Genomic DNA, 14,741 nt, shown 5'->3' with positions numbered 1-14,741 from the left:
GCTGAGATGATTTCTGCGCACGCTCACATTCTCAAAATGAATACACAAATCATTTCAAACGCTTAACTCCCGCCCTGCGAACGCGCCCGCAATTTCCATATTGTGCAATTTGTTGCCCATTGAGGAAATCATGCTTAGCTTTAGGGCTGGCGCCATCTGCCTTTGGGAGGAGGCAGAGGCCCTGGGGGAGGGCGCACTCCCCGAGCCACAACAAAAAAGGGCGCCTCAACGGGAGGAACAGTATGAAAACCATTCTCAACACGCTTGCGGGCGCGGGGCTTTGTGTTGCCGGGATCGCGGCCACACCGGCGATGGCCACCAACGGCACCCAGCTCACCGGCTACGGCAGCAAGGCCCAAGGCATGGGCGGGGCCTCTTTGGCCTTTCCCCAGGACGCCATGGCCGCCTCGAACAACCCGGCAGGCATGGCCTTTGTCGGGCATCGCCTCGATCTGGGCACCCAGCTGATCTTTTTGCAGATGGAGGGCACCTTCGGCGGCATCGACAACGAAGGCACGGGTTTTGCCCCGGTGCCGGAGATCGGCTACAACCGTCCGCTGAATGACCAATGGACTGTCGGCGTCTCCACCCTGTCGGGCGGCGGGGCGGCGAAATATGACGATCAACTCTACACCGGCGCGCCCAACGGCAGCGAAGGGCTTTATCAATCCACGCTGGTTCTGCCGACCGTGACCTATAAACCCACGCCCGATTTCGCCATCGGCGCCTCTGCGGCCTTGGCGGTGCATCTCCTTGAGCTGAAGAACCTGCCCGGTGTCGGCGATCATGGGCTGAAGTACTCGACCGGCGCGGGCCTGCGTCTCGGCGCGCTCTGGAACGTCAACGAAAATGTCAGCCTCGGCATGATGTATGGCTCAAAAATCCATATGGGCGAGCTGAAGGGCTATTCCGACGACGTTCTTGCCCCGGTCGGGGGCAAAATCGACTTGCCGGAACAATTTGGCCTGGGCGTTGCGGTCGATCTGAATGATCAACTGACGCTTGCCGCCGATTATCTTCGGATCAATTGGGGGGATACGGAATTCAGTGATCTGTTCGGGTTTCGCGACCAAAACATCTACCGTGTCGGCCTGTCCTATGAGATGCGCCCCGACCTGACGCTCCGCGGCGGTGTGACTTTTGCGGACCGGCATTTCGACACGGATTACGTCAGCGCCATTCCGATGTTGCCTGCGATTGACTCGAATGTGGTCGCGGTCGGTTTCACCAAGCAGCTCGGCAATGGCCACGAATTCACCGCCGGGATCGAATATGACTTTGGTGATCGCGCCATGGGCAGCGGCCCGAGTGCGGGCGATGAGATGGACACGGATTTCGTGGTTGCCTCTTTCAGCTACGGGTGGACATTCTGAGCCACAGCCTCAAAGTCACCCCCTCGGGCCGTATGGCCCTTGGGGACACGGCATCAATAACGGCATCGCGAGACGCTTATGCAAGATATGCACAGAACAGACCCCATCGTGCCCTCAGAGGCCTCAACCATTTTGCAGGTCTGTGAAACCGATGTCCCGCTGCACGTCTTTGCGCGGGACGGTGCAGGTGTCGGCAAAGGTGACGGTGCACAGAACGGCACTCTGCGCGATGAACTCTGTCTGGCCATGGTCACCGGGATCGAAGGCCCCTCCTATCGTCCGCTTGGCGCCGCGATGGTCATCTCCGCCTCAGGCGACCATTGGGGCACCTTGTCTTCGGGATGTATCGAAGACGATGTCATCCTGCACGCCCGTGACGCTTTGAATTCCGGCGAAGGCAAACGCCTGCGCTACGGTCGCGGCTCGCCTTACATGGATCTGCAATTGCCCTGCGGCGGCGGGCTTGATATCACTCTCATTCCCCGGCCCGAGCCGCGGGTGATCGCCAACGCCTTGGCCTGTCTGGGTACGCGGCGCCCGCTGCGCCTGACCGTCACACAAGACAATCGCCTCACCAACGGGCGCCTCGTCAGCGGCGCGCAGACCGGCGGCCATACGTTTGAGATTCAGCCCCGCCCGCGTCTGGTGATTTTCGGCAAAGGACCGGAGGCGCGCGCGTTGTTCGACATGGCCCATGCCACCGACATCGAGGCCCTGTTGTACAGCCCCGATATTGACCCAAAGACCGAGACCGCAGAAGGCGCCTATCCGTTCACCGGGCCGGGATGGCCGGACACGCCGCAAGACGCGGTGCAGCTGGACGCGCGTTCTGCCGTGGCGCTGTTTTTCCACGATCACGACAAGGAACCGCCCCTGCTTGCGCATGCCCTGGCGAGCCCCGCCTTTTATGTCGGCGCGCTTGGCAGTGCGGCGGCGCGGGCCACACGCGAGATGATGCTCGAAACCCTTGGCGTGCCGCGCGATCAGATCGACAGGATGGTCAAACCTTTTGGCCTCGTGGCCCATGCCCGCGCACCCTATGCCATTGCTGCGGGCGTTCTGGCGCAGGTGTTCGAATATGCCAAACTCGATTGACTCCCCCGCCAATCCCCGCCCGCGCGCCATGATCGTGCTGGCCGCTGGCGCCTCATGTAGATTTGGCTCGACAGACAAATTGCTCACCCCGCTCCAAGGCCGCCCGCTGGCCGAAGCCGCCTTTCGGCTGGCCGCAGAAACGGAGGCCGTGCAGCGTTTTGCGGTGGTCTCCTCGCCTGAGGTTGAGCGACTCGCACAGGCTTCGGGGCTGGAGACACTGACGATCCCGGCGGGTGGCGCGCAATCCGACAGTCTGAAGGCCGGGCTGCGGCATCTCACGCCGGAGACCCAAGAGGTGATGATCCTTTTGGCGGATATGCCTTGGGTGACGCGCGAGGACATCGATGCCTTGATCGCCAAGGGCGCCCCGGCCTGCGCCCGTTTGGGCCCGGCGCGCCTGCCGCCGGTGTTGCTGCCGGTGGAATGGGTGCCGGAGATTCTGCGGGTCGAAGCGGATCAGGGCGCACGCGCCTGGCTCAGCCGCATTCCGACAGGGCAATGTCTGTCCTTGCCGGAGGCGCACCTGCGCGACGTTGATCTGCCGGATGACCTTGCCGATCCTTTTGGCGACACCAAAGACGGAACGGACGTGCTTTAGACCGGAGCGCGCTCCACGGAATGCGTCATGCAAAACCGACGCAGCGCCGCAAGCGGCTCCGAGCCGGGAGCAACATGCGCCGGATCCACACCGACGAGTGTCACGACGGCCTGCGCCTCGCCCTGCCAATCGAGAATGGGCGCCGCGGCTGCCACCAGACCCGGAATGAATTCACCCGATAGTGTCTCATAGCCCCGCGCCCGGATCGCGGTTTTCAACTGCTCCAGCCCTTCGGCGGTCGCGGCCACATCGGGCAGCGTCCCCGGCGCCCGCGCCGCGCGGCGCAACTCGTTGTCGCGCGCGCGTTTGATCGCCGCTTTCGGCGCATAGGAAAGGAAAATCCGCCCGGTGGCCGAGGACAAAAGCGGCAGCGTCGTCCCCAACCCGATTGAGGTCACGGTCGGTGACAGGCCACGTTGCCAGCGCACAACCGTGGCGCCTTCATTCGCCCAAACGGCCAAAAGCACGGTCATGCCGGTTTGCAGCGCCAGCTCCGGCAGGCCATCGGCGGTGGCATTGACGAAATCATGCCGGGCAATGGCCGCCAGCCCCAATTGCATCGCAGCGGGGCCAAGATCGTAGCGACCAGAGCGGCCCTGTTGCTTGACCAATCCGGCGGTCACGAAAGAGGCGAGATAGCGGTGCACCTTGCTGGGCGGCATATTGCAGCCGCGCGCAATATCCGACAGAGACAGCGCGCCATCGTGGTCGCCCATGAACGCCAGGACACTCAACGCCGTATCCAGAGATTTCAGGCCGTGTCCCGTCTCTTCCGTCATGATGCCTCTTCGAGTTTGCTGCGCAGCGCGCCGATGTCTCCGGCGACAATACCGGATTCCGTTCGAATGAAAAGACAACGCACCTCGCGGCTTTCAAAGGCCAGACGCTCCCCCACGCGCCCCTCGTAGCGCAGGGTCACACTGCGCCCCGACCATTTTTCAACGCTCAGAAACACATCCAACAGATCGCCCTCACGAATCGTGGAGCGGAACTGCGCCTGCGCATCGGCCAGCCCAAGCCCGATGCTGCCGAACTCTTCCTCCACGGCGCGATGCCCGCCAATCGGACGCAGAAACTTTTGAAATGCCGCGTCCATCCAGCGAAAAATGTTTGGATAGAACACGATACCGGCCGGATCGCAGTCTCCGAATGTGACGTCGACGGTCAGGATAGGCGCCATTGTTATTTTCCTTATTATGAAACTATTTGCGTTATTTTGAATATTACCGTATTCCTCGACACAGGTCCAGAGATCAGAAAGCGATCTCAACGGAGGAACAAGGGAGGAACCATGTCCAAAGTGAACAGGATTGAAATTCTCGGCGGCGGGCCGGGTGGTCTCTACACGGCCATCCTCATTCGCCGCCTTCTGCCGCATGTGAAACTGCGCGTGACCGAACAGAACCCGGAGGGGGCAACCTTTGGATTTGGCGTGGTTTTCTCGGACCGCGCGCTGGATTTCCTGAAGGCCGACGACCCGGAAACCCATGACCTCATCGTGCCGCATATGGAACGTTGGCAGGACATGACGCTGAACCTGCCCAAGGGTCAGGTGACGCTGGACGGTGTCGGGTTTACGGCTGTCGGGCGACTTGAGCTGATCGAAATCCTGAAAGATCGCGCCCGCGCGCTTGGCGTCGACATCCGTTTCAACACGCATGTGGACGCCCTCGATGATGTCGAAGCGGATCTGGTGATCGGCGCGGACGGGCTCAATTCGCTCATGCGTCAGAGCTTTGTCGATCAGTTCAAACCCACCTATGAGCATTTCGACAATCATTTTGCCTGGTTCGGCGCGACGATCCCCTTCGACACGCTCACGCAAACCTTTATCGAGACCGACAAAGGCCCGCTCAACGCCCACCACTACCGTTTCGCGCCGGATCGCTCGACCTTCATCGTCGAATGCGAGGATGCGACCTACAAGGCCTATGGCTTTGACCAGATGAGCGAGGATGAGAGCGCGAAACTCTGCGGTGAGTTGTTCAAGGATGTGCTCAAGGGCACCGATCTGGTGACCAACAAATCCATGTGGCGGCAATTCCCGCGGCTTTGGTGCGAGACCTGGGTCGCCGGACGCAATGTGCTTTTGGGCGATGCGGTGCATACGGCGCATTTCTCGATCGGCTCCGGCACCCGTCTGGCGATGGAAGATGCGATTGCGCTGGTCCATGCGCTCAAGGATCACACCGATCTGGACGAGGCCCTTGCCGCCTATCAGGCCAGCCGACCGCCGGTCGCCAAAAAGATCGTCGATGCGGCCAACACCTCGGCCACCTGGTACGAGACCTTTGGCGAAAAGATGCAGCTCGATCCGATGGATTTCGCCCATGACTACCTGATGCGTTCAGGTCGGATGACCGAAGAGCGCCTGCATCAAATCGCGCCGAAATTCGCGGCGGACTACGCCCGCACGCACCCCCGGGCACAGACTGTCGCGAGCTAAGCGACACGCCGGGCGGTGTCCCCGCCCGGCCACCTAAATTCCAAAACCTTCGGACGAGGCGAAAACGCCCGACGAATTCGCATGCGCCTTCATAAGCGCAGCCAAAAGTTATGGCCAAAGTTATGGCGGAGGAAGACATGACTGAGATGACCCCCACGCACAAAAATGACACCACACTCGCGATCCTCGATCCGGTCGCCGAGACCACGCCGGGCGCCGAGGAGATCGGCTATGTGAAAGCCGATCACCCGAATTGTTCGGAGCTTTTGTGGCAAAACCTGACCCGCAACCCGGACAAGACGGCGGTGCTCAGCCCCTCCGGCACGCTCACCTATGCCGAGCTGATCGGCGAGGCCGCGCGTTGGGGCAATGCCTTTGTCAAAGCGGGTCTGCATCGCGGGGAACGCATCGCCTTTTTCCTCGATGACACGCCCACCTTCCCGGCGGCGTTCTTTGGCGCCGTGCGCGCAGGCTTTGTGCCGGTGCTTTTGAACATTCAAACCAAACCCGAGGTGATCAATTATTTCCTCAAGGACAGCGGCGCGCGCTTTGCCCTCGTCGATGCCGATCTTGCCGCGACCTTCTCCGGCGACACCATCGAAGGCACCGCCCTTGAAACCACAATCGTGGCCAATGGCGACACCTCCGCGACCGCAGGACAGATCACTGCGGAGAGCTTCCTGACAGGTCACGCCACCACGCTTGAGGCCAGTGACACTGGCCCCGATGACATGGCCTTCTGGATGTATTCCTCTGGGTCGACCGGACGTCCGAAAGGCATCGTGCATCTGCATCACGACATGGCCTATGTGCAGCAAAGCTTTGGCGAACATGTGCTGAAACTCGCCGCCGATGACATCTGTTATTCGGTGCCCAAGGCCTATTTCGCCTATGGGTTCGGCAATTCGATCATCTTTCCTTTCTCCGTCGGCGCCGCCTCGCTTTGGGTGCCGGGACAGCCGCGCCCGGATGTGGTTTTGGACGCAATCCAGAGCCATCGCCCGACGGTGCTCTTTGGCCTTCCGACGCTCTACACCGCGCTTGCGCGTGCCGATGCGGTGAACCATCACGATCTGTCGTCCTTGAAAAAATCCATGTCGGCGGCGGAGATCCTGTCCGAAGATGTTTATGACGCCTGGAAGGCGCTGGTCGGGCACGGGCCGACCGAGGGGCTCGGTTCGACCGAATTGCTGCACATCTACCTCTCCAATGCGCTCGACGATCATCGTATCGGGGCGGCGGGTGCGCGGGTGCCCGGCTATGAGGTACGGCTTGAGACCCCGGAGGGCCAGCCCGCCGAACCCGGCGAAGAGGGCGTGATGTACGTGCGCGGACATTCTTCGACGCCAACCTATTGGAACCGCCCGGACAAAACCGCAGAGACCGTGCGGGGCGATTGGATTTACACCGGCGACCGCTTTATCAAGCGCGATGGCTACTATTATTTCCAGGGCCGCGCAGACGAGCTGATCAAAGTGTCGGGTCAATGGGTCTGGCCGCTGGAGGTCGAACGCTGCCTCAACGAACACCCCGACGTGCATGAATGTGCGGTGCTCGCGGTCCAGTTGGCCGACAAACGCATGGCACTCAGAGCCTTTGTCACGCTGATCACCGGTGTGGCCTCCGACGACGCTGAGACCGGCAAGCTGCGCGACTACGTCAAATCCCAACTCACCCCCTTCAAAGCCCCGCGCCTGTTCGACTATGTGGCCGATCTGCCTAAGACCGGGACCGGCAAAATCGATCGTCAGGCGTTGTTGTCCGATGCCGGTTAAGCTGAAAGAAACGCAAAAAGAACAAAGCTATGTCATAGGTCTTCCCCCGCGTCGTAAGCCTCCATGGTCTTTAATGGCACCGCTGATCGTTTTCCCGCCCGGCGATCTGACCGTGACCGGTACTCGGCCCAATGAACGAGAGCGATGTTGTCACATTAACGGGGCGGAGGTTTCTGGTTCATGAAGCTGGTCTTCTGCCGTGCTGAAAGCTCCAGCTCGTTCCAAGTGACCCGATATGCGCTGACGCACCAAGCCCATTTCAAGACTTCTCCAGCCCGGAATCCTGCAACTGTTCACGATCCGGCAGGTCTTGCAGGCTCTCAAAGCCGAATGCGACCAGAAACTGTTCCGTCGTGACGAATGTATAGGGCGCCCCACGTCGCGGACTGCGCGGCCCGGTGCCGATGAGATGGCGATCATGCAGACGGCCGATCAGGTCGCGACTGATTTCCTTGCCAAAGATATCCTTCAACCCGTCGCGGGTGATCGGCTGGTGATAGGCCACCGCAGCGAGCACCGCGATGTCAAACTCGCTCAGGTCCTGAAGCTGAGCGCCAACATCCGCCGCCGCACGGATCGCAGGCGCATAGGTGGGGCGCGTCCGGAACACCCAGCCACCTCCAACCTTGGCGATCTCAAAGGCTCGCCCCTCAAGATCAGCGGCCAGATCCGCAACCAGAAGATCGACCGAGGCGCCCTGCCCCACGACCCGTGCAAGATCTTCGCGCGGCACGGGCGTGGCAGAGGCAAACAGCACGGCTTCGATCCGATGCATCCACTCACGCCACCGCCGGTCCGGCGGCAAAGCCTCCAACTCGCGATCAAGTTCAGCTGTCCGCTGAGCCCCTGCCATGTTCACACCCCATAAAGCCGAAAGCTATCGCGTCCGGTGAGCTCGCGCACCGCGCCCAACTCGACCAACCGATCGCAGAGCCGCCGCGCGGCACGATCCGGCAGCGGAAGCGCCGCAGGGGCCACCGCATCCCGCGTCAAAAACATCGCAACCGCTTCGCCTGCCCCTTTGGCTCGAAGTTGCGGTGCAATCGCCCTGAGATGCGCCGCCCGGCGCGTGAGATCGGCGGCAAGTGTCAGTACCTCGGGCACCGCAGAAAGCACCGCGCGATGGCAGGCCTCGACCAAATCTTCGCCCGTCGCATTAAAAGCCGCCCGCTTCACCCCGAGCGAGAGCAACGGCAAGACATGCGTCGCCCCCATCCCCTGAGCGAATGCGGCGTCGGCCATGATCAACGCCGTGGCCCGCGCACGGGGTCGCTCTGTCAGCACGGTCTCCAACACCGCCACCGCCCGTCGAAGCGGCACCCCCTCTCCCGCATCGAGCCACACCGCAACATCCATCGCGTCAAGATCGGGCAAAGCGCGATGCAGACCCCGCGGGGACACTGGCCGCTCCACTGCCCGACGCCATTGCAAATAGACCTCTCCCGCAGGTCCGGGAAGGTCTCCGGGACGCAACAAATGATAGCTGTCGCGCAGATCCGCAGCCCGCTCAATCCGACCGGAAAAAGCCACACAGGCCTCCGCTGCACGCAACGCAAGCCGTTCTCGCAACAAGGCATGGGGCACCTCGGGCTGCCCCGCCACCAAATGCAGATGTCCGAGGGCATAACCCGACAAAAAAGCCACATCTTCAAAGGTTTCAGTTCGCCGTGCGGTGACCCAGCGCGGCAAAGGCACTATGGTTCTCTGGTCTGATGCGATGTCTGGCGGAGTCATTTTCATGACCGGAGCCTAGACCACCACGGCGCTTTCTTCCAGAAAATATCCCTAAAACCGCCGCAGTTTTTACGATCCTATTATGTCCAATACATTTGCATTATCGGACGCAATGGTTATAGGCTCCAAAACATGGCCAAAATACCCGCAAACCCGCCGCCCAAAGACGTGGAAATTGATTTGCCCGATCACGTGGCAGGATCAGGATCGCTTGAGCGCCTGGTGGAAACCGCGCGCGCCTATGCGGAGGCCACGGTTGCGGAGAACACAGCGAAAGCCTACGCCGCCGACTGGGCGCATTTCTCGCGGTGGTGCCGGATGAAGGGCACGGACCCCCTGCCCCCGTCGCCGGAACTTATCGGCCTCTATCTCACCGACCTCGCACATCCCTCAGACAAGACCGCCCCTCTGACGGTGGCAAGCATCGAGCGTCGCCTCTCCGGCCTCTCATGGAACTACGCGCAGCGCGGCCTGACCCTGAACCGCAAGGAACGCCACATCGCCCGCATCCTCGCGGGCATCAAACGCAAACACGCCCGCCCGCCGGTCCAAAAGGAAGCGATTTTTCCAGAGGACATTCAGGCCATGGTCGCCACCCTGCCCTATGATCTGCGCGGGCTGCGGGATCGGGCGATTTTGCTTATGGGCTATGCCGGTGGCTTGCGCCGGACCGAGATTGTCTGCCTCGACGTGCACAAAGACGACACAGAGGACAGCGGCGGCTGGGTCACGATCTATGAGGAAGGTGCGCTCTTGACGCTCAATTCCAAGACCGGTTGGCGTGAGGTCGAAATCGGACGCGGCTCAACGGACGCGACCTGCCCAGTTCATGCGTTGGAGCAATGGCTGCACTTCGCGAAGATCGGCTTCGGGCCTGTGTTCGTCCGCACCTCCCGCGATGGAAAACGCGCTTTGGAGGACCGCCTCAGCGACAAACACGTCGCGCGTCTTATCAAGCACACGGTTCTGAAAGCAGGCCTGCGCGCAGAGCTTCCGGAAAAAGAGCGTCTCGCGCTGTTCTCTGGTCACAGCCTGCGCGCGGGTCTGGCAAGCTCAGCGGATGTCGATGAGCGGTATATTCAAAAACACCTCGGCCACGCCTCTGTCGAAATGACGCGCAGGTATCAGCGGCGGCGGGATCGGTTCCGGATCAATCTGACGCAAGCCGCCGGGCTTTAAACGCAAGATCGAAAAACAAAAAAGGCGGCCACTTGGACCGCCTTTCTCATGTCATCTGATCGGGTGCTTTAGCTGTCCAGTTCGGCAAAGAACGCAGCCAGCGCGGCCTCCAGTTTCTGCTTTTCCATCTGACCAAAGTCCATGTCGGATCGCAGTTCAAGCCGCCCATCCTGCACCGCACAGCGCACTGTCCCCGCGGGGACAGTCATGCGGAACGTGGTTTTGAGCGTGTTGGCTTTTCCCGCTGGCGCTTTCTTTTCGGCTTTGCGCACTTCGGTGAGCAAACCACGCAGCACCTCAATCTCGGCCTCTGCCGTCGTCGCCATCGCCGCCGCGAGCCGCGATTTTGCGCGCGTCACCGCCGCCGCATCGTCCGCGAACTTTTTCTCAAGATCGAGACCAAGGGCACGCGGGATCGCTTCCGGAAATTTGAGCGCGCCCCCGATATGATCCAAGAGTGTCGCGAAGTGACGAATGTAGCTGCGTTTCTGCCGGTTCGCCGAGGCGTAGAGAATGGCGACGGCCTCCTCGACGTTCGCGCATTCGGTCTCCGGATCGGCGGCATAGGCCCGCGCAAGCGCCGCCATTTCCGCAAAAGAAATATCACGACGCACGAGGTTCTCATCGACCATCCGACGGTAAAGTCCATCGAGAGCCTCACCGCTCGACATCAGGCCCGCCGGAATTTTTGCGAAACGTTCGTCGCCCGTTTCCGCAAAAAGTTCGCGGTAGGCGGTGAGACGGCGGAACCCCTGCACAAGCTCATAGCCGTCGCCAACCTGCTCCACGCGGATCGGGTTTGAGAGGCCAAGTTCGCGGATGGAGATTTTCAACTCGTCCAGATCGGGATCGCGCGTGATGCTCCGGTCGCGGGTGAGTTTCGACGTGGACACGGCGTCAATCGCAACGAGATCGACGATCAAACCCTGTTTTTTCATCCGCACAAAATCATGGGCGAGGCGGTCGTTCTCTTCGCGGATCGCCGCCTCGGCAGCTTGGCGTTCGCGGAGCGCGGAGGCGTTTTCCTGAATGGCGCTGGCCATCGGGCCACGACGGGCTTCGCGCACCTCCGCCTCTTCTGTCCCCGCGGGGACAGGCGCGGCGGTTTCCTCCTCGACCGGGTCGGTCGGAAAGTCGATATCAAAGACGCGGCGTTTCTTGCTCATGTCTCATCCTCCAGATTGCCCCAGGCCTCGAGAAGGTGCCCACGGAATTCTTCATACGCATTGTCGAAAGAGGACCGCGCGCGGCGCCAGGTTTCACGCGTCATGTCGCGGTAATCGGTCTCATAGATCGACGACAAAAAGCGACCGGACTGTTCAACGGCACGGGTCATCTCAATCGGGTTCTGGGTGAGCCTATCCCCGAACACCTTTTCAAAAGCCTCCCGCATCGCGCGGTGCAACTCATTGCCCGCCTCGAACCGTGTCAGCAGAAAGCGGATGTCGTGAAACACCTTCGGCAGATTGCTTGTCCCCGCGGGGACAACGCCGTTGAAGGCGGAGAGATCTTCGAGCGCTTCGGCGAGCTGACCGATGAAAGAGGTGGTGGAGTCATATTCCCAGTAGCCCGGGCCCGAGGGGATATAAAGCACATCAGCGGCAAAGACCGCATTCATCGACTGATAGCCGATCGCGGGCGGGCAGTCGAAAATGATCATGTCGTAGGCGTCGGCGGGCAGGGCGTCGAGATAGCGGCTCACGGCAGCAAAGAACGACCACTCCGGATTGAGGTGACGATATTGCGCAGAGGCGAATTCGACAAAGGCCGCATTGGCGCAGGACGGGATGATGTCGATGGTCGGCCAATTGGTCGGCTTGATAAAGTCCGCGACGCGCAGGTCCGCGAGCCCCATGTCGGTGATAGAAGAGGGCAGGCGGCGTTGGGGCAGGGCGGACCCGCTCTCTGCGCCACGGGTCGCGGCATTCATGCGCTCTGTCTCATTGATCAGGTCGCGCGCCATGATGCCCCAGACGGTGAACTCCTCGGCCACATCCGAAAGCCCCATGGAGTGGGACAGCGTCGCCTGCGGATCGAAGTCGACACAAAGGACGCGGTAGCCATCGAGCGCGGCGGCATGAGCGAAGTGAAGCGCCACGGTGGATTTGCCCGCGCCGCCTTTAAAGTTCGCAATCGCCGCACGGATCGCCCGCTTGCCCGCCGGGCGGGTCGGCATGAGGGACTTGCGGCTCACCTTAAGACGGCGGCGCAGCTCGTTGATCTCTTCGAGTGTATACCAGCGCTGACGCCCGTCCTCTTCGACATAGCCCTGCGGCAGGGACGGGTCGGCAGCCAGACGGCCGCGCATGGTGGATTGGTTGACCTTGAAGATGAGCTCCGCCACCTCCCAGCTCGAAAATCTGCGGAGCGTCTTCTCACGCTCGGGGGAATAAGTCTGCTGCCGGATAAATCCCTGCATCTTGAGCGACTGGGCCTGTAGTCGCGACAAGTCTTCATGGGTAAACATTGTGCCTCCTGTCCCCGCGGGGACGCTTTCTATTATCTGTTTCGGATTTACGCGGAAAATAGAAAAATTGCAAAACCTAAAAGCGTAAATTAAAGTAAAAGCGTCAAAAGCGCTGAATTGCAGAAAACCCCTGTGTTTTCTACCGCTCCCTAGGTGCTGTCTGATTCGGATCAGAGGTCGTGAGCATGAGCCTCCGGGGCGAAACCTCTCGGGGATAACCCGCTAAATAGGGGGTCAGCTTCGGGTCTTCCGCTATCTATTGGGGGACATTTTGCCCTCAAATAGGGGACAGCCTGCGTGTCCCCCTATACCATTAATACCTTTCTTTTTCTTTTTTTGAGGAATTTGGTTGGGATGATGCCAACAGGAGTCGCTTGACAGAATCGACGAACTCAACGCAAATTGTTTCAAGATCATAAAAAACGCCGAGAGCGCGGTTGTTCGGAGGGTTTCACCTTTGACGCGGACATCTCGGGAAACATTCTTCGGAATGATTGAGGCAAAGACGTATCCCGACACAAGACACGGATGCGGCGACGGATAAAAGCAGAGAGACCTCTGCGAAGGGCGAGACAGATGTTGTCGATCAAACCGGTGGGCCCGCAGGCCGCCGCAGTCAAATACGATGTGCTCACAGCACTCGGGACCTATGCGCTCTCTCAGCCTAAGGGCAAACAAGTGCTTTGCCTCCGTCTCATGACCCTCATCACAGCACGCTACAATTGGCAGCGCAACGAGCTTGCCATCGGTCAACGTGAAATCGCGCGGATGTGGCGCGTCGAGGAACGGACCGTCAAACGCGAGATGGCCAAGCTCCGCGCCATGGAATGGCTCCTCGTCAAGCGTCAGGGCGCGCGGGGACGGGTGACGCAATATGCGCTGGCTTTCGAAAAGATCCTTGAGGACACGCGGCCGATCTGGGCCGACGTCGGGCCGGATTTCGAACAGAGGATGGAAGGGCGAGGGGACACCCCGCCAGAGACCGACGCGAAAGTCGTGCCACTTCAACCACAGGGCAGGGCGGTCGCGGCACCTGAGGTCGATAGCTCAACGGAATGGGGGCTGGCGCGCAGTTTGATCTATGCGGAAGACCCCGCACGCTATGCGAGCTGGATCGCCGCCCTGAGCCGTGGCGAACGGGTTGGACGCAGGCTCTACCTCACGGCCCCGAGCCGCTTTCATGCGCATTATGTGGCCACCCATCTCAATGCACTCTGCCTAAGCGCGGTCAAACAGGTCGATGGCGATGTGGATGAGGTGATCATCCTCGGGTAAGACCGAGAGGGACGTAGAGGCTTGCCGCGTCTATTGTTTACGCCACGGATTGCTCGATCGCTTGACAATAGAACGCAACTCACTCAATCAAAGGGTGCATTGGTTCCTGCCGTTTGGCAGGTGAAAAGGGAATGCGACAGGGTCTTTGTCAAAACGAGGACCCAAGCGCAGCCGCCCCCGCGACCGTGACCGGAAAGGGTGCTTTGGGCCACTGGCTTTCGAGCTGGGAAGGTGAAGCAACCGCAGAACGCAACAGAGGCGTTCGAAATCCGCAAGCCGGGAGACCTGCCAATGTTGATGATGACCGGCGAACGGGGTGTTTCGCGACCGGGAGGAGAGGGCCGGTCGCTGTCTTGACCTTTGTTCCCTGTCCACTGGCGCGTTTCTCCCAAAGCCACCGGAAGGCCATTGGCGAGAGGAACGGGCAAAATGCCAACGATTTTATCTGTTTGCACCACCTGCAAGCGTGACGATGCCGATCCCACGGACGAGACGCGGCCGGGTACGTATTTGTTGCGCGCTCTGCGTGATCATGGCGCTCCGGACGATGTGGTGATCCACGAGGTGTCTTGCCTCTCTGCCTGTTCAAACGGTTGCGCCGTGGCGCTCAGTGAGCCGGGCAAATGGTCCTATGTCTACGGTCGGATGACCGCCGCCGATGCCCCCGACATTCTGGCTGGCGCCGCCGCCTATGCCGCCACCGAAAACGGCCTTGTTCCGTGGCGCGAGCGCCCTGTGATCTTTCGCAAACAAAGCCTCGCGCGCATTCCCCCTTTCCCGACATTTGAGCAGGAGTAAT

At 60.7% G+C, this 14,741-nt stretch carries 14 protein-coding genes and 1 riboswitch; of the genes, 8 read left to right on the top strand and 6 right to left on the bottom strand.

Annotated features, from left to right (window positions below; all coding sequences use genetic code 11):
- The first annotated feature begins 242 nt into the window (after positions 1-242).
- From LC094_RS16680 to LC094_RS16670, 3 genes are all read left to right on the top strand, one after another.
- On the top strand, positions 243-1,373 hold the full coding sequence (locus tag LC094_RS16680; RefSeq protein ID WP_226553929.1) for an OmpP1/FadL family transporter: 1,131 nt from the start codon (positions 243-245) through the stop codon (positions 1,371-1,373).
- Positions 1,374-1,460: 87 nt separating this feature from the next.
- Positions 1,461-2,468, top strand: a complete 1,008-nt coding sequence (locus LC094_RS16675) for an XdhC family protein (protein WP_226553928.1) — start codon at positions 1,461-1,463, stop codon at positions 2,466-2,468.
- On the top strand, positions 2,452-3,066 hold the full coding sequence (locus LC094_RS16670) for a nucleotidyltransferase family protein (RefSeq protein WP_226553927.1): 615 nt from the start codon (positions 2,452-2,454) through the stop codon (positions 3,064-3,066). The genes LC094_RS16675 and LC094_RS16670 overlap by 17 nt, the downstream gene beginning before the upstream one ends.
- Here the strand turns inward: LC094_RS16670 and LC094_RS16665 are convergent.
- Together LC094_RS16665 and LC094_RS16660 are read right to left on the bottom strand one after the other, a co-directional pair.
- Complete coding sequence (locus LC094_RS16665) at positions 3,063-3,845, bottom strand: IclR family transcriptional regulator (protein ID WP_226553926.1); 783 nt, start codon at positions 3,843-3,845, stop codon at positions 3,063-3,065. The genes LC094_RS16670 and LC094_RS16665 overlap by 4 nt on opposite strands.
- Positions 3,842-4,246, bottom strand: a complete 405-nt coding sequence (locus LC094_RS16660) for an acyl-CoA thioesterase (protein WP_226553925.1) — start codon at positions 4,244-4,246, stop codon at positions 3,842-3,844. The genes LC094_RS16665 and LC094_RS16660 overlap by 4 nt, the downstream gene beginning before the upstream one ends.
- Positions 4,247-4,357: 111 nt before the next feature.
- Here LC094_RS16660 and cehH point away from each other — a divergent pair, with 111 nt between their 5' ends.
- Both cehH and cehG read left to right on the top strand, forming a co-directional pair.
- Positions 4,358-5,512, top strand: a complete 1,155-nt coding sequence (gene cehH / locus LC094_RS16655; RefSeq protein WP_226553924.1) for a salicylyl-CoA hydroxylase — start codon at positions 4,358-4,360, stop codon at positions 5,510-5,512.
- Positions 5,513-5,658: 146 nt separating this feature from the next.
- Positions 5,659-7,287: a salicylyl--CoA ligase gene (gene cehG / locus LC094_RS16650; RefSeq protein ID WP_264186567.1), complete on the top strand. Its 1,629-nt coding sequence runs from the start codon at positions 5,659-5,661 to the stop codon at positions 7,285-7,287.
- A 259-nt stretch (positions 7,288-7,546) separates the two neighbouring features.
- Here cehG and scpB read toward each other — a convergent pair whose 3' ends face one another.
- Together scpB and LC094_RS16640 are read right to left on the bottom strand one after the other, a co-directional pair.
- Complete coding sequence (scpB, locus tag LC094_RS16645) at positions 7,547-8,140, bottom strand: SMC-Scp complex subunit ScpB (RefSeq protein ID WP_226553922.1); 594 nt, start codon at positions 8,138-8,140, stop codon at positions 7,547-7,549.
- Positions 8,141-8,142: 2 nt separating this feature from the next.
- Positions 8,143-9,027: a DUF1403 family protein gene (locus tag LC094_RS16640; protein ID WP_226553921.1), complete on the bottom strand. Its 885-nt coding sequence runs from the start codon at positions 9,025-9,027 to the stop codon at positions 8,143-8,145.
- 126 nt (positions 9,028-9,153) lie between these two features.
- Here LC094_RS16640 and LC094_RS16635 point away from each other — a divergent pair, with 126 nt between their 5' ends.
- Entirely contained in the window at positions 9,154-10,200 is a 1,047-nt protein-coding gene (locus LC094_RS16635) for a tyrosine-type recombinase/integrase (RefSeq protein WP_226553920.1), read from the top strand.
- 68 nt (positions 10,201-10,268) lie between these two features.
- Here LC094_RS16635 and LC094_RS16630 read toward each other — a convergent pair whose 3' ends face one another.
- Together LC094_RS16630 and LC094_RS16625 are read right to left on the bottom strand one after the other, a co-directional pair.
- A complete protein-coding gene (locus LC094_RS16630; protein ID WP_226553919.1) occupies positions 10,269-11,366 on the bottom strand; it encodes a ParB N-terminal domain-containing protein in 1,098 nt (365 codons plus the stop codon).
- Positions 11,363-12,667, bottom strand: coding sequence for an AAA family ATPase (locus LC094_RS16625; RefSeq protein WP_226553918.1), 1,305 nt, complete (start codon positions 12,665-12,667; stop codon positions 11,363-11,365). The genes LC094_RS16630 and LC094_RS16625 overlap by 4 nt, the downstream gene beginning before the upstream one ends.
- A gap of 576 nt (positions 12,668-13,243) precedes the next feature.
- On the opposite strand from LC094_RS16625, the gene LC094_RS16620 reads away from it, so the two are divergent.
- Positions 13,244-13,942: a hypothetical protein gene (locus LC094_RS16620; RefSeq protein ID WP_226553917.1), complete on the top strand. Its 699-nt coding sequence runs from the start codon at positions 13,244-13,246 to the stop codon at positions 13,940-13,942.
- An 83-nt stretch (positions 13,943-14,025) separates the two neighbouring features.
- A riboswitch (cobalamin riboswitch) is annotated at positions 14,026-14,249 on the top strand.
- 122 nt (positions 14,250-14,371) lie between these two features.
- Positions 14,372-14,740 (top strand): DUF1636 family protein, encoded by a 369-nt coding sequence (locus LC094_RS16615; protein WP_226553916.1) that lies wholly within the window; start codon positions 14,372-14,374, stop codon positions 14,738-14,740.
- Position 14,741 lies beyond the last annotated feature (1 nt).

Origin of the sequence: Celeribacter naphthalenivorans (genome assembly GCF_020524585.1) — a bacterium.
In the GTDB taxonomy this organism is placed as follows: Bacteria; Pseudomonadota; Alphaproteobacteria; order Rhodobacterales; family Rhodobacteraceae; genus Celeribacter; species Celeribacter naphthalenivorans.
Note: the sequence above shows the minus strand (reverse complement) of the source record. Positions and strands in the feature narration are given on the sequence as shown.